At 69.9% G+C, this 20,476-nt stretch carries 15 protein-coding genes; 5 read left to right on the top strand and 10 right to left on the bottom strand.

Going from position 1 to position 20,476, the window contains the following annotated elements:
• Positions 1-146: 146 nt before the first annotated feature.
• The 4 genes from LXN01_RS10710 to LXN01_RS10695 all read right to left on the bottom strand — a co-directional run bounded on the left by LXN01_RS10710 (position 147) and on the right by LXN01_RS10695 (position 5,547).
• Entirely contained in the window at positions 147-1,544 is a 1,398-nt protein-coding gene (locus LXN01_RS10710) for an LLM class flavin-dependent oxidoreductase (RefSeq protein ID WP_236864955.1), read from the bottom strand.
• Between the two features lie 268 nt (positions 1,545-1,812).
• Positions 1,813-2,241, bottom strand: a complete 429-nt coding sequence (locus LXN01_RS10705) for a holo-ACP synthase (RefSeq protein WP_236864953.1) — start codon at positions 2,239-2,241, stop codon at positions 1,813-1,815.
• Positions 2,242-2,244: 3 nt separating this feature from the next.
• Complete coding sequence (gene glmS, locus LXN01_RS10700; protein WP_236864951.1) at positions 2,245-4,116, bottom strand: glutamine--fructose-6-phosphate transaminase (isomerizing); 1,872 nt, start codon at positions 4,114-4,116, stop codon at positions 2,245-2,247.
• A 33-nt stretch (positions 4,117-4,149) separates the two neighbouring features.
• Positions 4,150-5,547, bottom strand: coding sequence for a flavin monoamine oxidase family protein (locus LXN01_RS10695; protein ID WP_236864949.1), 1,398 nt, complete (start codon positions 5,545-5,547; stop codon positions 4,150-4,152).
• Between the two features lie 115 nt (positions 5,548-5,662).
• Here LXN01_RS10695 and coaA point away from each other — a divergent pair, with 115 nt between their 5' ends.
• Together coaA and LXN01_RS10685 are read left to right on the top strand one after the other, a co-directional pair.
• A complete protein-coding gene (gene coaA, locus LXN01_RS10690) occupies positions 5,663-6,736 on the top strand; it encodes a type I pantothenate kinase (RefSeq protein ID WP_236864947.1) in 1,074 nt (357 codons plus the stop codon).
• A gap of 93 nt (positions 6,737-6,829) precedes the next feature.
• A complete protein-coding gene (locus tag LXN01_RS10685) occupies positions 6,830-8,704 on the top strand; it encodes an ABC transporter ATP-binding protein (protein WP_236864946.1) in 1,875 nt (624 codons plus the stop codon).
• 37 nt (positions 8,705-8,741) lie between these two features.
• Here LXN01_RS10685 and LXN01_RS10680 read toward each other — a convergent pair whose 3' ends face one another.
• From LXN01_RS10680 to rplM, 4 genes are all read right to left on the bottom strand, one after another.
• A complete protein-coding gene (locus tag LXN01_RS10680) occupies positions 8,742-9,212 on the bottom strand; it encodes a hypothetical protein (RefSeq protein ID WP_236864944.1) in 471 nt (156 codons plus the stop codon).
• 11 nt (positions 9,213-9,223) lie between these two features.
• The gene (glmM, locus tag LXN01_RS10675; RefSeq protein ID WP_236864942.1) at positions 9,224-10,579 is read right to left on the bottom strand and encodes a phosphoglucosamine mutase; all 1,356 of its coding nucleotides are present in this window, start codon (positions 10,577-10,579) and stop codon (positions 9,224-9,226) included.
• A 107-nt stretch (positions 10,580-10,686) separates the two neighbouring features.
• Positions 10,687-11,196 carry a 30S ribosomal protein S9 gene (gene rpsI / locus LXN01_RS10670; RefSeq protein ID WP_236864940.1) on the bottom strand — a complete coding sequence of 170 codons (510 nt, stop codon included), beginning with the start codon at positions 11,194-11,196 and terminating at the stop codon, positions 10,687-10,689.
• Positions 11,197-11,232: 36 nt separating this feature from the next.
• On the bottom strand, positions 11,233-11,676 hold the full coding sequence (gene rplM / locus LXN01_RS10665; protein WP_236864938.1) for a 50S ribosomal protein L13: 444 nt from the start codon (positions 11,674-11,676) through the stop codon (positions 11,233-11,235).
• Positions 11,677-11,928: 252 nt separating this feature from the next.
• On the opposite strand from rplM, the gene LXN01_RS10660 reads away from it, so the two are divergent.
• A complete protein-coding gene (locus tag LXN01_RS10660; protein WP_236864936.1) occupies positions 11,929-14,421 on the top strand; it encodes a YML083C domain-containing protein in 2,493 nt (830 codons plus the stop codon).
• A complete protein-coding gene (locus LXN01_RS10655) occupies positions 14,418-16,601 on the top strand; it encodes a hypothetical protein (RefSeq protein ID WP_236864934.1) in 2,184 nt (727 codons plus the stop codon). Before LXN01_RS10660 ends, LXN01_RS10655 begins: the two co-directional genes overlap by 4 nt.
• Here LXN01_RS10655 and LXN01_RS10650 read toward each other — a convergent pair.
• Complete coding sequence (locus LXN01_RS10650; protein ID WP_236864932.1) at positions 16,598-17,293, bottom strand: winged helix-turn-helix transcriptional regulator; 696 nt, start codon at positions 17,291-17,293, stop codon at positions 16,598-16,600. The genes LXN01_RS10655 and LXN01_RS10650 overlap by 4 nt on opposite strands.
• Before the next feature lie 127 nt (positions 17,294-17,420).
• Here LXN01_RS10650 and LXN01_RS10645 point away from each other — a divergent pair, with 127 nt between their 5' ends.
• Positions 17,421-18,062 (top strand): dihydrofolate reductase family protein, encoded by a 642-nt coding sequence (locus LXN01_RS10645; protein ID WP_236864930.1) that lies wholly within the window; start codon positions 17,421-17,423, stop codon positions 18,060-18,062.
• 106 nt (positions 18,063-18,168) lie between these two features.
• On the opposite strand, the gene LXN01_RS10640 is transcribed toward LXN01_RS10645, so the two are convergent.
• Positions 18,169-20,469, bottom strand: a complete 2,301-nt coding sequence (locus tag LXN01_RS10640; protein WP_236864922.1) for a bifunctional metallophosphatase/5'-nucleotidase — start codon at positions 20,467-20,469, stop codon at positions 18,169-18,171.
• Positions 20,470-20,476 lie beyond the last annotated feature (7 nt).

The following is a 20,476-nucleotide window of genomic DNA, read 5'->3' as shown; positions in this document are numbered from 1 at the left end:
GTTCGCGCCGCAATCGCCGCAGTTCGGGCAGGAGAGTTCGGGCGTCGTCGTGGGTGGGTGAGGTCATGGGCCAAGCCTAACGGGTGGTGCCGGCGCGCTCGCCCCGGTCCGGGTGAGCGCGCCGGCCTCCCGCGGCAGGGAGCTTCTCAGACCTGCGACCGGCTGCGCACGGCGAAACGCGAGCCGTAGTGGTTCTCCGGCAGATGGTCGCCGCGGCCGAACAGCTTGTGGCGCATGGTGCCCTCGCGGTACTCCGTCTTGTACCGGCCGAGCTTCTGCAGCTCCGGCACCACGTGCTCGACGATGTCCTCGAAGGTGCCCGGGGTGATGTGGTAGGCGAGGTTGAAGCCGTCCACGTCGGTCTCGTCCTGGATCCGCGCCAGCTCCCGGGCCACTGTCTCGCCGGAGCCGACGATCACCGGACCGAATCCGCCGATCCCCACCCATTCGGCGAGCCGGCGGACCGTCCACTCCTCACCCTCCGCGCCGGAGGCCTTCTTGAAGGTCTCGACGGCGGACTGGATGGCGTTGGACTTGACGTCGCCGATCGGCTCGTCGAGATCGAACCGGGCCAGGTCGATGCCCATCCAGCCGCTCATCAGGACCAGTCCGCCCTCGACATCGACGTACTGGGCGAGGTCGTCGTACTTGGCCCGCGCCTCGGCGTCGGTGGCTCCGGTGACGATGGTCTGCATCGAGAAGATGCGGATGTCGTGGGGGTCGCGGCCGGCTTCGGCGGCGGACTGCCGGATCTTCGCCGCGGTCCCGGAGATCAGCTCCTGGGTGGGCGAGTTGATGAAGACCGCCTCGGCATGCTTGCCGGCGAACGCCCGGCCGCGGGTCGATGCGCCCGCCTGGTAGATCACCGGCGTGCGCTGCGGGCTGGGCTCGGTGAAGGCGATGCCGGGCGTCCTGAAGAACCTGCCCTCGTGCTCGATCCGGTGGACCTTGCTCGGATCGATGAACACGCCCGATTCCTTGTCGTTGACGACCGCGTCGTCCTCCCAGGAGCCCTCGAGCAGCTTGTAGACGACGTCGAGATATTCGTCGGCGTGGTCGTAGCGTTCGTCGTGCTCCATCTGGTCCTCGTTGCCCAGATTGCGCGCTGCGGAGGGCAGGTAGCCGGTGACGACGTTCCAGCCGACGCGGCCTTCGGTGAGGTGATCGAGGGTCGCCAGCCGGCGGGCGAAGGGATACGGGTGCTCGTAGGCGGTGCCGGCCGTGACCCCGAAGGTCAGGTGCTCGGTGACCGCGGCCATCGGCGGGACGACGAGCATCGGATCGTTGACCGGAACCTGGGTGCCGGCCCTGAGGGTGGCCTCGTCGGAGGAGCCGTAGACATCGTAGGGACCGAGCACGTCTGCGATGAACAGGCCGTCGAACAGGCCCTTCTCCAGCGTCCGGGCCAGGCCGGTCCAGTAGCCGAGGGTGTTGTAGTCCCGCGCTCGGTCCTCGGGGTGGCGCCACAGTCCCGGCGACTGGTGGGCCACGCAGTTCATGTCGAAGGCGTTGAAGAGGATCTCGCGCTTGCCGGTCGCTGTCATGTGGTGTTCCTTCCCTCGATGAGTACTCGAAGAGTCGAACACACCCGGCGGCCTCGACCGTCGCACGCAGTCACATTAGGTCATCTTCCGAGGCCGCGCTCGGTGCTCCTCCGAGGTACTGGGTCCGGCAGCATCACCGCGCACCGACCGAGCGACCTGCTGTCGGATCGTGCGACCTTCTCCGGTCGTACAGTCCGACAAGAAGTCGCACGTTGCGCTGCGCCGCCTGCGCCCCGCCCCCCTGCGCCTCCCGCCACGGACGGCCGGCTCAGCTGCCGGGCAGCCGAGGCGCCGGCTGGTCCACGGGCGGCGACAGCGCCGGGCCGTCGCCCTCGACGATGACGTAGGTCATCGTGACGTTCGCGTCATGGGTGATCGACAGGTGCACCCGTTGCCCGCCGATGCGCCGGAAGTGCTCGAGCACCGGCCCGGTGAGCCGGAAGGAGGGGGCACCGGACCGGGCCGAGACCACCTCGGCGTGCTGCCATTCGATGATGCCGGGGTACTGCATGGCCTTGACGAGGGCCTCCTTGGCGGAGAACCGTGCCGCCAGCGACTCCGGGGTCCGGATCCTGCCGTTGCGCTTGAGCTGCTCGGCCGGAGTCAGCAGCCGGGGCAGCAGCTCCGGGACCCGCTCGATGTGCTCCTTGAATCGGGGCACATCAGCGATGTCGAGCCCGATGCCGATGATTCCCACCGCTCACTCCACCGTCACGGATTTGGCGAGGTTGCGCGGCTGGTCGACGTTGAGTCCCTTGGCCGTGGCCAGCTCCATCGCGAAGATCTGCAGCGGCACCGTGGTCAGCAGCGGGGCCAGCAGGGTGGGCGTCCGGGGCACGTAGATGACCTCGGAGGCGTACTCGCGGACCGCCTCGTCGCCCTCCTCCGCGATCACGATGGTGTTCGCGCCGCGGGCGCGGACCTCCTGGATGTTCGAGATCACCTTGGCGTGCAGGGAGTCGCGGCCGCGCACGGTGGGGACCACGATGAACACGAGTTGGCCGTCGTCGATGAGCGCGATCGGGCCGTGCTTGAGCTCGCCGGCGGCGAAGCCCTCGGCGTGGATGTACGCGAGCTCCTTGAGCTTGAGCGCACCCTCCATCGCCACCGGATACCCGACGTGACGCCCCAGGAACAGCACCGACTGCGTGTCCTGCTGGGAGTGGGCGAGGTCGATGACCTGCTGCTTGTTCTCCAGCACTTTCGCCAGCTTGTCCGGGATCGCCTGCAGCTCCGTGAGGATGGCCTGCACCTCGTCGCTGAACTTGTTGCCGCGCAGCTGGGCGAGGTAGAGGCCCAGCAGGTAGCAGGCCACGATCTGGGACAGGAACGCCTTCGTGGAGGCGACTGCCACCTCGGGCCCGGCGTGGGTGTAGAGCGCCGCGTCGGACTCGCGCGGGATGGTGGAGCCGTAGGTGTTGCAGATCGCGATGACCTTGGCGCCCTGCTGGCGGGCGTGCCGCACCGCCATGATGGTGTCCATCGTCTCCCCCGACTGGGAGACGGCGACGACGAGGGTCTTCTCGTTGACGACGGGGTCGCGGTAGCGGAACTCGTGGGCGAGCTCGACCTCGGTGGGGATCCGGCACCAGTGCTCGATCGCGTACTTGGCGACCTGACCGGCGTAGGCGGCGGTGCCGCAGGCGACGACCACGATCTTGTCGATCGACTTGAGCACCGACTCGTCGACGTTCATCTCGTCGAGGACGAGCTTTCCCGAGGCGTCCATCCGGCCCAGCAGGGTGTCGGCGATGGCCTGCGGCTGGTCGTGGATCTCCTTGTCCATGAAGGAGTCGAAGCCGCCCTTCTCCGCGGCGGCGGTGTCCCAGTCGACCTCGAAGGGCTCTCCGGCGACCGCGGTGCCGTCGATGTCGATGATGTTCACGGAGTCGGCGGTGATGGTGACGATCTCGTCCTGGCCGATCTCCATCGCCTTGCGGGTGTAGTCGATGAAGGCGGCGACGTCGGAGCCGAGGAAGTTCTCCCCCTCGCCCAGCCCGATCACCAGGGGCGAATTGCGGCGGGCGGCGACGACCCGGCCCGGCAGGTCCTGGTGGACCGCGAGCAGGGTGAAGGCGCCCTCGAGTTCGCGGGCGGTCAGCCGCATCGCCTCCGTGAGATCGCCGACGGCGCGGTAGTTCTTCGCCAGCTGGTGCGCGGCGACCTCCGTGTCGGTCTCCGAGCTGAACTCGACGCCGGCGTCCAGCAGATCCGCCTTGAGCGCGGCGAAGTTCTCGATGATGCCGTTGTGGATGATCGCCAGGCGGCCCTCGTCGGCCAGGTGCGGGTGGGCGTTCTCGTCATTGGGCCGACCGTGGGTGGCCCAGCGGGTGTGGCCGATTCCGGTCATCGCCTCCGGCAGCGGGTTGGCCTGCAGCTCCTCGGTGAGGTTGGTGAGCTTGCCGGCCTTCTTGGCGCTGACCAGCGGGCCGTCCTCGGGGACCAGGGCGACGCCGGCGGAATCGTATCCGCGGTACTCCAGTCGCGAAAGTCCGGCCATCACCACGTCGAGCGCACTGTGTCCGGCGGTCTCCGGGGTGGACGACGATACAAATCCTACGATTCCGCACATGACCGCAACTTTACAGAGTGATGGACCCGCCGGTCATGTCGCCGCTCCGCGCGCGCTCCCGCGCAGCTGTTCGGCGACTTCCCCGGCCGCCCGCTGACCGGACCGGATGGCGCCGTCCATGTAGCCGTTCCACACCTCGGCGGTCTCCGCGCCGGCCCAGTGGATCACGCCGACGGGTGCGCGCAGCGTCTGCCCGAGGTGCGTCCACAGCCCGGTGCCCAGCCGTCCGCCGTAGCAGCCGCGGGTGAACCGCTCAGCACTCCAGTTCCGCTGGAGCAGGTCGACCGGGTGCCGGGCCTCCTCCCCGAAGAAGGCGGTGAGGTCGGCCAGCACCCGTTCGGCCCGGTCCGCCTCGGAGATCTCGTTGAAGGCCTTGGCGTGGTGGCCCTCGACGAAGGCGACGAGGATACCGGCGGTGGAGTCGGGGACGCAGTTGTCGTAGACGAGCGAGACGTCGTGGTCGAGGCTGAGCACGGTGCCGCTGAGGCCGGCCGCCCGCCAGAACGGGGTCTCGTACAGGACCTGGAACTTGTGCACATTGCCCGCGGGCAGCTGCGCGGTCAGCGCGTCGCGGTTGGCCGGCAGCGGCGGCTCGTAGCGCAGGCGGCCGGCCAGCACGGGCGGCAGCGTGACGATCACCCGGCGCGCCCGGTGACTGCCGGTGAGGGTGCGGACCGTCGCCTCCGCGGGCCCGTGGTCGATCGCGATGACCTCGCTGCCGAGGCGGACCCGGTCTCCCAGCCGAGCGGCCAGGCGTTCCGAGATCTGGTGGGTGCCGCCTCGGACGCGTGCTTCCTGGGCGCCGCCGATCGTGATCATCATCCGGTGCAGGCCGCCGCCGGAGGCGAGGTAGAACAGAAGGTGCAGTGCGGAGTACTCCTCGGATTCGGCGGCGAAGATCGAGGCGAGCATGACGCCGAGGAATTCGCGGGCCAGCGGGTCCCGGGCGTTCTCGTCGAGCCACTGGGCGGCTGTCATCCGATCGAGCCGCTCCGCCTCCGGAGAGGCCCAGGGCCGATCGAGCATGATGCCGGCGGCGACCTCGTCGATGTGCGTGACCAGCCGGGAGAACTCATGGGCGGATTCTGCGGGCAGGCCGAAGGTGTCCGGATCACCCGTGATGATCTCGCCGCGAGCGGCCAGCAGCGAGGCGCCCTCGTCGTGGACGGTGAAGGTCTGCAGGCCCAGTTCGGCGATGAGGCCCAGGACCTCGTCCTGCGTGGGACCCACCCACTGCCCGCCCAGCTCGATCGGCTGGCCGGTGGCGAACAGCCCGTTCTCATTGCGCCCGGCGACCCGGTCGCGGGCCTCCAGGACGACAACGTCGAGTCCCTGCTCGCCGAGGCGGGCGGCGGCGGTGAGCCCGGACAGGCCGGCGCCGACGACGATGACGTCGTGTGTCCGAGGTTCCGGTGACGTTCCTGATGCCATTGCCACTCCTGACGCTTCTGGGCGGGGTCGCCTCGCCGATGGCACACATCGTAGCCGCGTCCGCTTCCCGGACCCCCGCCGAGGCGCTCCGGTGATTCGTGACACAATGGCACCCATGTCGCAGGAGAAGTCGCAGGTCAAGGACGACCTGGAAACGGAGCGCCGGCTCGCCGGGCTCGAACCGGCCCGACGCCTGGCGGGGCTGCAGCCGCGCAGCAGGTCCGAGGAATCGTTCCCCTCGCCGTTCTGGGAGTTCGACCGCGAATCCTGGGCGATGCTCGCCGAGACGATGCCGCTGCCGCTGACGGCCCCCGACATCGAGCGCCTCCGCGGCTTGGGCGAGACGATCGATCTGCAGGAGGTCTCCACCGTCTACCTGCCCGTCTCCCGGCTCCTCAATCTCTATGTGTCCGCCCGCGGCCAGAAGCACGAGCTCACGCGCGAGTTCTTCGCCCCGCTGCGCGACGTCGGCCGCGATCCCGCCCCCAAGCGCACCCCGTTCGTCATCGGGGTGGCCGGCTCCGTCGCCGTCGGCAAATCCACCACCGCCCGCGTGCTGCGGGCGATGCTGGCACGCTGGCCCGACACCCCGCGCGTGGAGCTGCTGACCACCGACGGCTTCCTGTTCCCCAACGCCGAGCTCGAGCGCCGCGGGCTGATCGGCCGCAAGGGCTTCCCGGAGTCCTATGACCGGCGAGCGCTGCTGCGCTTCCTGTCGGCGGTGAAGTCGGGTGCTCCCGAGGTGCGCGCCCCCGTCTACTCCCACCTCACCTACGACATCGTCCCCGGGGCGGAGATCACCGTCCGCTCCCCCGATGTGCTCATCGTCGAGGGCCTCAATGTGCTCCAGCCGGCCCGGCCCCGCTCGGACGGCCGAGTGGGGATGTCCGTGAGCGACTACTTCGACTTCTCGATCTTCGTCGACGCCAAGACCCCGAACATCCGCGACTGGTACATCGAGCGGTTCATGAAGCTCAAGAACGGCGCCTTCCGGGATCCGGAGTCGTACTTCCACCGCTACAGCCGGCTCAGCGAACCGGAGGCCCGGACTCTCGCCGCGGAGATCTGGGACTCGATCAACGCCCCCAACCTGCGCGAGAACGTGCTGCCCAGCCGGGGACGGGCCGATCTCATCGTGCACAAGGCCGCCGACCACTCCATCCGCCGGATCCAGCTGCGCAAGCTCTGAGCGGGCAGCACCTGCTCACGCGCAGGGAATAAACCTCCTCCTCGCGGCGGTTGTACTCCTTCGGACCGATCACCCGCGCCGCAGGAGGCCACTATGAGCATGCCGTCACCCCACATGATCATGCGGCGAACCATGGTCTCGCAGAAGACCTCCGCCAAGGGCTCCGGCAAGATCTCCGGCGACACGATCCGGCGCATCTTCCGCTTCGCCAAGCGCCATCGCGCCAAGCTCACCGCGTTCATCATCGTTTCGGTGCTGGTGTCGGTGATCGGCGTCATCACCCCGGTGCTGGCCGGCGACGTCATCAACGCGATCACCGGCGGCGGGCCGATCTCCGTGATCGTCTGGATCGCTCTTGCGATGGCCGGGCTGGCGCTGCTCGATGCCGGCTTCGGCCTGGTCAACCGCTACCTGTCGTCGCGAGTGGGCGAAGGCCTGATCTTCGACCTGCGCACCGCGGTCTACGACCACGTGCAGACCATGCCGATCGCCTTCTTCAACCGCACTCGGACCGGCGCGCTCGTCTCCCGCCTCAATTCGGACGTGATCGGCGCTCAGCGCGCCTTCTCCAACACGCTCTCGGGTGTCGTGTCCAACTTCGTCTCCCTGCTGCTGACCGTCGGGGTGATGGTCACGATCTCGTGGCAGGTCACGGTGCTGTCGATCCTGCTGCTGCCGATCTTCCTGATCCCCGCCCGCCTGATGGGCGGCAGGCTGGCCGCCCTCCAGTACGAGGCGGCCGACCACAACGCGTCGATGTCCACCCGGATGACCGAGCGGTTCTCCGCCGGCGGCGCCACCCTGGTCAAGCTGTTCGGAAAACCGCAGCACGAGTCCGAGGAGTTCGCCGACCGCGCCGGTCGCGTGCGCGACATCGGCGTCAAGACGGCGATGCTGCAGACCACCTTCGTCACCGCCCTGACCCTGGTGTCGGCGCTGGCGCTGGCCCTGGTGTACGGGCTCGGCGGCGTGCAGGCGGTGCTCGGCAACCTCAACGCCGGTGACGTGGTGACGCTGGCGATGCTCCTCACGCGCCTCTACACGCCGCTGACCATGCTCGCGAACGCCCGGATGGACATCATGAGCGCGATCGTGAGCTTCGAGCGGGTCTTCGAGGTGCTCGACCTCGAGCCGCTGATCACCGAGTCGGAGAACCCGGAGCCGGTGCCGGCCGGGCCCGTCGACGTCAAGTACCGCAACGTGCGGTTCACCTACCCGTCCGCCTCCGAGGTGTCGCTGGCCAGTTTGGAGGACGTCGCCACCCTCGACCGACGAGCCGGCACCGAGGTGCTCCACGGCATCGACCTCCACATCGCACCCGGGCAGACGGTGGCGCTGGTCGGCAGCTCCGGAGCCGGCAAGTCGACGATCGCCTCTCTGCTCCCCCGCCTCTACGACACGACCGAGGGCCAGGTGCTCATCGGCGGGGTCGACGTCCGCGACATCAGCTTCGCCTCACTCAAGCAGACGGTCGGCATGGTCACCCAGGACGGCCACCTGTTCCACGAGTCGATCCGTGACAATCTCCTGCTCGCCAAGCCCGAGGCGACCGACGCCGAGCTCTACGACGCGATCCACCGCGCCCGGCTCGACGACGTCATCGACGCGCTGCCCGACGGTCTGGACACCGTGATCGGCGAACGCGGCTACCGCCTGTCCGGCGGTGAGCGGCAGCGGCTGACGATCGCCCGCCTGCTGCTGGCCGCCCCACCGGTGGTGGTCCTCGACGAGGCCACCTCGGCGCTGGACTCCACGAACGAGGCCGCCGTCCAGCAGGCGCTCAGCGAGGCGATGAGCGGCCGGACCGCGCTCGTCATCGCCCACCGGCTGTCCACGGTGCGAGGCGCCGACGAGATCCTCGTCATCGAGAACGGGCGGGTCGTCGAGCGCGGTTCACACCTCGCCCTGCTCGGGATGCACGGCCGCTACGCCGAGCTCTACGAGACCCAGTTCGCCACTCAGGAGTGAGCGGGCCGGACCCTGAGGAGAACCGGAACCGGCCGCCTCAGGGCCGGAAGAGGCGGGAGATCGGCAGCAGGAGCAGGGCGGCCGGGACACACACCAGCAGGAGCACGATGAGCAGCGCCAGCGCGTCGGAGGAGAAGACCGCGGTCGGCACGTAGACGCCCAGCGGCACGGCAAGGCCGACGAAGGCCACCAGCGGCCAGGTGCGCAGGCGGCGGTGCTCCCGCTCGGCGGCGGCGCGCTCGGTCCGCCACACCAGGATCCCGATCACCAGGTTGGCGAGCGTCGCGACCGCCCCGAGCACGAGGACCAGCCGGGTCGCGTCCGCGAACCACGTCAGCGCGTTCGGCAGCTCCTCGGCCAACCCGAGCAGCAGCGACGCACCGCCCAGCGCCAAGGCCGCGACCGCCGTGAGCGCCGCGCTGATCCGGCCCACCCGGAACGCGCTGAAGACCGGGCCGGCCGGATCCGGGCGGCCAGGACCGGGCTCGGGCGCCTCGGCGTCAGGCATCGACTGCCCGCTCAGAGGGAGAGCTCGGTGCGGACCACCGCGGAGAGCCGCTCGGCCTGGGTCTGGGCGATCTCCTGGGTCTCCGCCTCGACCATCACGCGGATCAGCGGCTCGGTTCCCGAGGCGCGCAGCAGCACCCGGCCGGTGCGCCCGAGCTCCTCCTCGACCGCGGCCACCTCCGCGGCCACGGCCCGGTGGCCCACCTGGGTCTTGTCGACGTCCTCGACATTGATGAGCACCTGCGGCAGCCGGGGGATCTCCGCGGCGAGGTCGGCCAGCGAGCGGCGGGTGCGAGCCATCCGGTCGAGCAGGTGCAGCGCGGTCTGCACGCCGTCGCCGGTGGTGCCGTTGTCGAGCATGAGGATGTGGCCCGACTGCTCACCCCCGAGGGTGTAGCCGTCGGCGAGCATCCGCTCGAGCACATATCGGTCGCCGACCTTGGTCTGCACGGTGGCGATGCCGGCCTTCTCCATCGCCAGGCGCAGGCCCAGGTTCGACATCACGGTGGTGACGAGGGTGTCGTGGGCGAGCTCCCCGGTCTCCTTGAGGCCGAGCGCGAGGATGCCCATGATCTGATCTCCGTCGACGACCCGGCCGAGCGAGTCCACGGCCAGGCAGCGGTCCGCATCGCCGTCGAAGGCGACTCCCACGTCCGCGTTGTTGGCCCTCACCGCGGCGGCGAGGTTGTCGACGTGGGTGGAGCCGACACCGTCGTTGATGTTGTAGCCGTTGGGTTCGGCGGCGACGACGATGACCTCCGCACCGGCCTGCCGCAGCGCCGCCGGGCCGACGACGCTGGCCGCCCCGTGGGCGCAGTCGGCGACGACGGTGATGCCCGACAACGGCGACTCCCGCCCGCCGTTGAGCCGCTCGACGAGGTATTCGATGTAGTCGTCGGCCGCGGCCGGGAAACGGCCGATGCGGCCGACCTGGTCACCGGTCGGGCGCTCCCAGTCCTCACCGAGCAGTCCCGCGATGCGGTCCTCGAGCTCGTCGGGCAGCTTGGTGCCGCCGCGGCCGAAGAACTTGATCCCGTTGTCCGGCATCGGATTGTGGGACGCCGAGAGCACCACGCCGAAGTCGGCCCCGGAGCTCTGCACGACGTGGGCGACGCCCGGGGTCGGCAGCTCGCCGACCAGCAGCACATCCACGCCGGCGGCGGCGATGCCCGCGGCGACGGCCGAGGACAGGAACTCGCCGGACACGCGGGTGTCACGGCCGACGACGGCGAAGGGCCGGTCGCGGCCGGACCGCGGTGAGTCGGCGAGCACGCGGGCGCCCGCCTCGGCGAGGTCGAGGGCGAGGCGTGCGGTGATGTCGGTGTTGGCCAGACCGCGGACGCCGTCGGTGCCGAAAAGTCGAGACATGGGATTCCTCGTTGAGTTGGGGGCGCGACACGACTCAAGCCCCCGAACTCGAAAGTCCGGGGGCTTGAGAGGTCATGCCGAAGCGGGCATGGGTGCAGCGGCTGCGATCAGCGCTTCGAGAACTGCGGAGCCTTGCGGGCCTTCTTGAGGCCGGCCTTCTTCCGCTCCGGGACGCGGGCGTCACGGGTCAGGAAGCCGGCCTTCTTGAGCTCGGCGCGGTTGTTCTCGCGGTCGATCTCGTTGAGCGAGCGCGCCACGCCGAGGCGAACGGCGCCGGCCTGACCGGACGGTCCGCCGCCGGCGATGCGCACATGCACGTCGAAGCGACCCTCGAGGTCGAGCAGGCGGAACGGCTCGTTCACCAGCTGCTGGTGCATCTTGTTCGGGAAGTAGGTCTCCAGGTCGCGGCCGTTGATCGTCCACGTGCCGGTGCCGGGCACCAGGCGGACGCGGGCGATGGCCTGCTTGCGGCGGCCCACAGCGGAACCGGGAGCGGTCAGCGACTGTCCACGGCCACCGGCCACGGCTTCGCCCAGACCGGCCGATGCCGGAGTCTCGGTGGAATAACTGGTCAGTTCGACGTCGTCTGCGTCGGGGGTGTTGGCGGTCTCAGCCACGGTTCTCCTCGGAAAGTTCGGTTCTGCCCCGGTCGCTTACTGCGCGACCTGGCTGATCTCGTACGGCTGCGGATTCTGCGAGGCGTGCGGGTGCTCAGCACCTGCGTACACCTTGAGCTTCCGCATCTGGGCGCGGCCGAGGCGGGTCTTGGGGATCATGCCCCGCACTGCCTTCTCGACAGCCCGCTCGGGATCCTTGGCGAGGAGCTCGGCGTAGCTGATGCTCTTGATGCCGCCGGGGTGGCCGGAGTGGCGCCATGCGAGCTTCTTCTGCAGCTTGGCGCCGGTGAGGGCAACCTTGTCGGCATTGATGATGACCACGAAATCACCCGAGTCGACATTCGGTGCAAAGGTCACCTTGTGCTTGCCGCGCAGCAGCTGAGCCGTCTGCGAGGCAAGCCGACCGAGGACGACGTCAGTGGCGTCGATGACGTGCCACTGGCGCTGAACTTCGCCGGGCTTGGGGGTGTACGTACGCAAGAGTAGCCTTCTTTTCGTCTATTGATGTCAGCTCGTGCCCGCATTCCCTTGGGTCGTGATCTTCCGGGAATGGCCACTGCCTTGTTCGGTGCACGGTACGTCGACCACGACTGACCCCACCACACAGTGCCTGCAACGCGAATAGAGGCCTCGAGAGGAGCGTGTACTGACGTACGCAACAACGGACAAATCTACCCCGACCGGTGCCGGTCGCGCAAATGCACAGGTTCGGGTCGGTAGGATCGGATGGTGATGCGGACAGTGCAGGCGACCCCGGCTCGTGCCCGCCGGGCAGTCGTGCAGGGCCGCCGGTGGGTGCTGATGCCGATCCTGCTGTTCCTCATCATCACCGGTTTTCCGCTCCCCGGCACGTCCCCGGCCGCCGCCGCGCCAGCCGGCTCAGCGGCAGCGGACCAGGCACCGGCCGGCTCGGACGGCGCGGCGCAGTCCCTCGTCGTGATCGGCGCCTCGGGGCTGTCGCTGGGCGATATCGACCCCGAGACGACTCCCCGCCTCCACGCCTTCGCCGAGCAGGCCGCGATGGCCAATCTCAGCGTCCGCAGCCTGACCTCGTCGACCTGCCCCGCCTCCGGATGGCTCACCCTCGGGGCGGGCGTCCGGGCCGGTGCAGTCGAGCTGCCGGATCCGGACGAGCCCGCATCGCCCAGCACCCCGCTGCCGCCGCCCGGCCCGGCCGGACAGCCGGTCGTGACCCCGGACGCCGAGGAGCCCGCGGCGCCGGAGTCGACGGCACAGCCGACCAACTACGTCCGCGTCCCGCCGCGGCCGGAGGCGTCGTGTCCGGAGATCCGGACGCCGGAGGAGTCCGGGGAGGACCTGTCGATCCCGGGCTTCGAGCGCATCACCACCGTCAACGCCGCCTCGGGGTACTCGCCCGAGCTCGGCACGATGGCCGCCGCTCCCTACCGCCTCGCGGAGACGGCCGGCGACACTGGCGAGGCGGACGCTCCCCCAGCGCCTGACGGCATCGACAGGTGCACGCAGGCGATCGGGCCGGGCGCCGCCTATGCCGCAGCATCCCCGGAAGGCAGCGTCCGGCAGTGGCAGCCCGGCCCCGCTGAACTCGGGCGCTGCCAGCTCGCCCTGGTCGACGTCGGGTCCGTGGGGTCGCGCAGCTGGCTGCCGGAGAAGGTTCCCCTCGACCATGAGCCGCAGCTGCGCCGGACCGACCGGCAGATCGGCCACTACCTCGACCAGATCGACCTCGCCACCACGGACGTGGTGATCGTCGGGCCCGGCGACACCATCGCCCCCTCACGGCTGCGCGCCCTGCTGGCCGCCGGTCCCAGCTACCAGCCGGGCATCCTGTCGAGCTCGTCGACCCGCCAGCACGGCGTGGCCCAGCTCACCGACATCGCCGCGGCGACCCTGACCCGGGTCGAGGGCTACGCTCGCCCGGCGGGCGCCTCGGAGGCGGTGTTCACCGTCGACGCCGAGGGCCAGACCGGCCGGGAGGCGCTGGCCACCCTGCAGGCGGCAGCGGCCGAGGCCGGCACCGTCCACGCCCAGGCGCAGACCTTCTCGGTCTTCCTCGACGTCGTCCACTACCTGCTGTTCGCCGTGCTCGGGGTCGGACTGCTGGGCTCGGTCCACCGCCGCGTCGGCTCCACCGGCAGCCGCAGGATCCACCGGGGCCTCGGCTGGGCGGGTCTCGTACTGTCCGTGATCCCGATGGGGTCCTTCCTGTCCGGGCTGTTCCCATGGGCGCGGCTGCCCGATCCCACGCTCGGCCTGTGGCTGGCGATCGCGGCCGGCTCCGCGCTGCTGCTGGCGGTCGCGTTCGTCGGCCCCTGGCGGCGGACGTTCCGCGGTCGGGTGGCGGCGATCTGCCTGACCAGCGCGGCGGTGCTCGCCATCGACATCGCGATCGGCTCGCAGCTGCAGTTCAACTCGCTCATGGGCTACAACCCGATCGTCGGCGGCCGGTTCTACGGGCTGGGCAACCAGGGGGCGGCGCTGTTCATCGTCGCGCTCTTCCTCGGGCTCGGACTCCTCGCCGGACACCTCGTGCGCTCGGGCAGGCGGGGCTGGGCGGTCGGGCTGATCTCCGCGGCGGGACTGCTGTCGGTCGGCACGCTGGGCAACCCCGCATGGGGTGCGAAGTTCGGCGGGACCATCGCGACCCTGGTCGGCTTCCTCGTGCTGCTGGCCCTCGTCCTCGGCATCCGGCTCAATCTGTGGCGGCTGCTGCTCATCGGCGCGATCTCGCTCGCGGCGATCCTCGGCATCGCCGGGATCGACTACCTCCGGCCGCCCGAGGTGCGCTCGCACTTCGGGATGTTCTTCGGCCAGCTGCTCGACGGGGAGCTGTTCGCGGTGATCGGGCGCAAGCTCAGCGCCAACCTCAACATCATGGTCATCAACCCGGCGCTGGCGCTGGTCGTGCCGCTGGCAGTCATCGCGACCCTGTTCTTCCTGGCATACCTGGCGAAATTCCCCCGCACAGCTCCGCTGGCCCGCCCCTGGGTCGGCCGGCTGCCCGCTGTGCTGGCCGACCCGACCCTGCACGCCGGCTTCCTCGCCGCCGCGATCGGACTCGCCGTCGGCCTCGTCATCACCGATTCCGGCATCGCGGTGCCTGCCAGCGGGGCGATGATGCTCGTGCCCCTGCTCCTCGCCCTCTGCGCCGATGAGACTCCGGCTGATCCGCATGGTTCGGAGGCTCCGCAGGCGTCGGCCGCGCCGGCTTCGGCTGCCGCGCAGAAGAGGCGACGCGAGCCATGAGACCGCTCATCGCCGTCCTGTTCGCCGGCCTCGTGCTGGTGCTCGGCCTGCCGACCTCGGCTGCCGCAACGCAGCCGGTCGGCGCGGCGTCGCTGCCAGCCGCCACCACCCAGCCGGTCGGCGCCGCAGCACCGGGAGCGCCGCCGAGCGGCGACTCCCATGGACCAGTCGTGTTCGTCGGGGTCAGCGGCCTGACGTTCGAGGATCTCGACCCCTACCGCACGCCGAACCTGTGGGCGCTGGTCGAGGACGGAACCATCGGCACCATCACCCCGCGCAGCGTCCGCGCCACGAGCTGCCCGGTCGACGGCTGGCTGGCCGTCGGCTCCGGCAGCCGGGCAGCCGACGAACCGCGCCCCACGTGCCGGCGACCCGCCTCGCCCGTGGAATCATGGGTCCCCGATTGGGCGGTCTACCGGCTGCAGGCCGAGGACGACAACTATGAGGCCCCGCTCGGGGCGCTGCGCGAGGCGATCCCCGACGTCCACGCGATCGGCCCCGGAGCCGCGATCGCCGCGGCCGAACCCCGTGGTCGAGTCGGCTCCTACGACTCCGCCGGGGAGGACCTCGCCGGGCAGGTCCGCGCCGCGACGGGCCCGCACTCGCTGACCATCGTCGACCTCGGCAACACCCGCGAATCCGGCTACTCGCTGGCCGAGCTCGACGAGCAGCTCGGTCAGATCCGCGCAGCCGTCGACTCCCTGCCGGACGCCGAGGGCGAGCCCACCCTGCTCGTCGCCTCGATCTCCGACGGCTGGAACGACTCCTCCGAGATGCAGTTCGCGGCCGCCGTCGGCCCGGAACACCAGGGCGGGGTCATGACCTCGGCCTCGACCAAGCAGCCCGGTCTGATCCAGACGACCGACATCCTTCCCACCCTCCTGTCCGCCACCGGCACCGGGCCGACCGGCAGCATGCCCGGGGCGCGCATCACGGCGACTGCCCCCGACAGCGAGGCGTCCACCCGGTACCAGCAGATGCTCGACCGGCAGGTGGCCGTCGCTACGCAGGCCGCCCTGTCCGCCTGGTTCTTCCCCGTCGTCGCGACGATCATGGCTGTCCTGCTCGTCGTCGCCTATGCCGTCGGGCGTCGTGACCGCAGTCGTGTCGCCGGGCCGGTGCGCTCAATCGGACTGTTCTTCGCCGCCGCACCGGTATCGACCTATCTGGTCAACCTGGTGCCGTGGGAGCGCTCGACGAGCCCGGACGTCGCGATGCTCGCCGCTTTGGCCGGCTGGGCCCTGGCGCTCACTCTCGTCGGGCTGCTCGGGCCGTGGCGGCGCCACCCGCTGGGTCCGATCACAGCGGTCGCAGCGATCACCGTCATCGTGCTCGCCGTCGACGTCATCACCGGCTCCCAGCTGCAGATGTCGACCCTGCTGGGCGAGCCGCTGCTCATCGCCTCGCGGTTCTACGGGATCGGCAACTCGGCACTCGCCCTCTACTGCACCGCGCTGGTGTTCGTCCTCGTCGCCGCCTGCAGCGCGGTCCGCGGACGGTGGTCCCGGCTGACCGTGGTGCTGGTGGGGCTGGTGCTGTCCTGCCTGCTGCTGGCCACGCCCGGATTGGGCACCAAGTTCGGCTCGGTTCCGACCCTCATCATCGGCCTGGCGGTGCTCGCGCTGGCGGCCGCCGGCATCCGGCTGTCCGTCAAGCGCCTCGTCCTCATCGTCGGCACCGCCGGCATGGTGATGCTCGCTGTGCTGGTGATCGACTGGCTCCGGCCCGCCGAGCAGCGCACCCACTTCGGCCGCTTCTTCGACTCGATCCTCAGCGGTGAGGCAGGAGCGGTGCTCGTGCGCAAGATCGGGATGAACATCGATATCCTGACGCAGAGCTGGCTGACGCTCCTGCTGCCGGTGATCATCGCCGGGGTCTTCTGGGTGATCCTCGACCCACACCGGTTCTCGGTGCCGCACCTGCCAGAGCTGTATCGCCGGTTCCCGCTGCTGCGCGCCGGCATGGTGTCGCTGCTGGTGCTGCTCACCGTCGGCACGATCATCAATGATTCGGGCATCGTGGTGCCCGCGGTCGGCATCCTGTTCGTCATTCCGGCCTTCGCCCACCTCGTCGGCCAGGCCGAGGTGCAGCGGGCCCGCACGGACCTGCGCGAATCGCCTCGGGAAGGCCGAGCTGCACAGGATCGCCGTGAAGAGGACCGCAGCGACGCAGCGACCTAGCGCTCGTCCCCGGTCGTCGACTCCGAGTAGGGAATGGAGAAGGCCCGCACGAAGTCCTCGAGCAGAGCCGGATCCCCGTCGATGACCACGATGCCCTGTGCAATCGCCGTCCGCGGATCGAGCTCTCCGGCCAGCAGGTCGCGGAAGCGCGGACCTCCGGAGATCACGAGGTCGGGATTCGGATGCGCCCCCGGCTCAACGGTGATCCCGGTGGGGGCGACGGTGGCCTGAACCGCGACGTCGCCGATCGTGACGGAGTAGTTCGTCTCCGCCCTCTCGTGGTCGGCCTCCGGTCTGCCGGCGGCATCTCCGGTGATCCCTGCGCGCAGCGCTGAGACCAGCGACGCCTCGGTGACGACCTCGCCCTCGCGAGGTGCGCGCATTCCCGCAGCGCCCCAGCGCGCGAGAGCCCCGAGGGCCGGGGCGATCTCCGCACCCCGCTGCGTCAGCCGATAGACGATCGCCCTGGTGGGCCCAGTCAGGGCCTCGCGCACCACCAGGCCGTCCTCCTCCATCTCCTTCAGCCGGGTGGCAAGCATATTCGTGGGAATGCCCGGCAGGCCGGAGCGCAGCTCGGAGTATCTGCGTGGGCCGACCAACAGGTCCCGGAGGATCAGCAGCGTCCATCGCTGCCCCACCACCTCGGCGGCTCGGGCAAGACCGCAGAACTGCCCGTACTCACGTTTCCGCATGGTTCGAATTTAGCACTTGACTTGCATTTTGCAAGTGCTAACGTGGGCGACGCATCGAGCACTCGGCTCAGCGCAACCTCTGCTCGGTGGCAGATTCACCGCTCAACGAAGAGAAGGAGGAAGACCGATGATCGACTCACCGAGGACGAGGTCACCGGAGCTGCTGGTGGACTTCATCGTCTCGCTCGACGGCTACGGCACCGCAGACGGCTGGCCGGGCTGGTGGGGCCTGGAAGGCCCGGAATACCTGAAGTGGCTCGAGGAGCAGCCCGAAGGGGCGTACACCCTTCTGCTGGGGGCGAACACATACAGGCAGATGTCGGAGATGTCCGGCGCAGCGGCCGGCGGTCAGTCGGAGTTCTCCGACGACGAGGAGGCGAGCCTGTCCGGACTCGCGGCGGTGCCGAAGATCGTCTGCTCATCGACCCTCACCACTCCCCTGGCCTGGCCCAACACCGAGCTGGTCAGCGGTGACGCAGTGGCGGCGGTCGCCGAGATGAAGCGCACCGGCACCCGCTCCCTGCGCACCCTCGGCAGCGTCAGCCTCTGCCGCTCGCTCATGGCCGCCGGCCTGGTGGACCGGTTCCGGCTGGTGATCTTCCCGGTGATCACCGGCAGCACCGGTCAGGATCGGATCTACGACGGCTATCAGGACTTCGCGCTGGAGATGATCGACAGCCGAACATTCGACGGGCGGCTGCAGCTGGTGGAATACACTCCGACCGTTCTCACCGGCCCCCATGCTCACGCCCCGGCATCCCTCGGATGAATGAATCCGGCCCCCGACGCATCTGCATCGGGGGCCGGTCTCGGCTGCGTTCTCAGCTCACTGTGGAGTCCTGCTCAGGGCTGTTCGCAGCTCGGCTCGGTGCGGCTCAGACGGAGGAGCCGGTCTTCCGCCGCACCGCGATCACCGCGGTCGTGCCCGCTGCCAGCAGCAGGAGCGCCGCGCCGAGGGCAGCCGTGATCTCGGAGCCGGTCCGCGGCAGGTCGCCGCCCCGGTCCGAACCGCCCGCGGCCTGATCGTCATCGCCGCGCTGATCGTCGTCCGCTCCGGTTCCGTCATCCGCTCCGCGGCCGTCGTCCGACCCCTGATTGTCGTCGTCCGAGCCCTGATCGTCGTCGTCCGCGCCGCGGCCGTCGTCGTCACCACCGGGCGTCGCGTCCTGGTCCTCGGCGATGGTGAAGGTCACCTCGGTCTCGTGGACGAGCGGCATCGGGTTGTCGTCCCACCATTCCGCATCCGGATCGGCGACCACCGAGGCGGTGAAGGTGTACTCACCCGGCTCGCCGGTCACGGTGAACGGCAGTGCCGCGCCGCCGGCCGGGAGGCTGTCGATGCGTGCGCCGCCGTCGACTGCGTACTCGCCGAAGTCCGCGGACAGACCCTCGGGCAGGTCCAGGCTCAGCAGGAACGGCCCGGTGATCTCGTCCTCGTTGGTGGTCTCGAAGGTGAACTCGCCCGAGTTGTCGTCCTCGGTCGAGATCGTCGCCTCGGTCGTGCCGCCCAGCACGATGTCGAGGGCGGCGTCGGCCTGCCGCTCGTCGGTGTCCGGGGAGACCGGGGTGTTCTCGTTGAAGTAGCGCTCCCAGACCTCGAAGTCGGTCATGCCCGACTGCTCGAAGTCACCGTTGGCGAAGGAGGCGAAGTTGTCTCCACCGGCGGCCAGGAAGCTCAGCGTGGCCACCCGGTACTCGGCGTTCGGATCGATCTCCTCGCCGTTGACCTCGACGGACAGCACTCGCTCGCCCGCCTCGGCCTCGGAGTCGTAGATCACTTCGAGCTCCTCGGAGATACCGAGGTGGAGGAAGGGGCGCGAGGCGCCTGCGGGCTGCCACTGCTCCTCGAACAGGCCGATGACGTCCGAGCCCAGCATCGTGACGACGCCGTGGTCGTTGGCGAACGGCAGCACCTGGTTGAGCTCGCCGATCGTGACCTCGCCGGGGGCTTCGTCGCCGAACTGCCCGTCGACCAGCAGGTCGGTGCGCAGGCCGCCCGGGTTGGTGATGCCGAAGTCGGCCTCGCCGAGCTGCGTGTAGCCCGCACCCTCCTTGAGCGCGTCGGCCACCAGGTTGCCCAGGGTGGACTCGCCGCCGCGGTTCTCGGACCCGTCCTCGTTGAAGGCGCGGGTGATGTCCTCGGTGATCTCACCGGCGACCTCGGAGCCGATCTCCTGCGAGGCGGCGACCGCCTCGTCGATGATGCGCTCGGCCTCGGCGACGACCGGGGAGTCGTAGGTGACGTCCTCGGTGTCGAGGGTCGTGGCCTCGTCGGTGGTCCAGGTGCCGTCGCCCTCCGAGCTCAGGATCACCTGGCCCACGCGGTCGCCGTAGTAGCCGGACTGCACGACGGGGCGGGTGCGGTCGGTGCCGGGCACCTCGGCCTCGAAGGCGAAGCCGGTGTGGGAGTGGCCGAAGAACATCGCGTCGATCGACTCGTCGGCCTCCGTGACGAGCGTGCCGAACTCGGCGTTGGAGTCGACGGCGGCGCTCAGTGAGGAGACATCGCTGGGGCCGAGGTGGGCCTGGACGACGGTGGCGTCCGGGCGCTCATCCTCGGGCAGCTCCTCGAGGTCCGCGGCGACTCGGTTGACCGCCTCGGTCGGGTCGCCGAAGTCGATGCTCGCGATGCCGTCCGGGCTCACCAGGGATTCGGTGTCCTCGGTGACGACGCCGATCACTGCGACGCGCACGCCGTCGACGTCGAGGATCGTGTACTCCTCGAGGCCTGCGGCGACGGTGGACGTGCCCTCTTCGTAGACGTTGGCGGCCAGGTGCGGGAAGTTCGCCGTGTCCGACACCCGGCCGACGAGATCGTCGTAGCCGCGGTCGTACTCGTGGTTCCCGGTGGCGGTGGCGTCCAGTCCGAGCGCGTTGAGGTACTCCAGCGTCGGGGTGTCCTCCTGCGAGGAGGACTCGTAGGTCGACGCGCCGATGTTGTCACCGGTCGACAGCAGGGCGGTGCCCATGGACGAGTTCTCGGCCCGCTCCCGCTCGACGACGGAGGCGAGGTTGACTCCGCTGTCGGCGAGGCGGCCGTGGAAGTCGGTGATGCCGAGCAGCTGGATCTGGGTGCCTTCCGGCGCGTCCGCCAGCGCGGGGGCGAGCCCCAGCGGCAGCATCAGCCCGGCAGCGGCGGTTGTTCCGACCGCATACCGAAGGGCGGTTCTCTTCATTTTCGAA

Source organism: Brevibacterium daeguense (assembly GCF_021729135.1).
In the GTDB taxonomy this organism is placed as follows: domain Bacteria; phylum Actinomycetota; class Actinomycetes; order Actinomycetales; family Brevibacteriaceae; genus Brevibacterium; species Brevibacterium daeguense.
The sequence above is the reverse complement of the archived record's forward strand: the minus strand, read 5'-3'. Positions and strand labels throughout refer to the sequence as shown.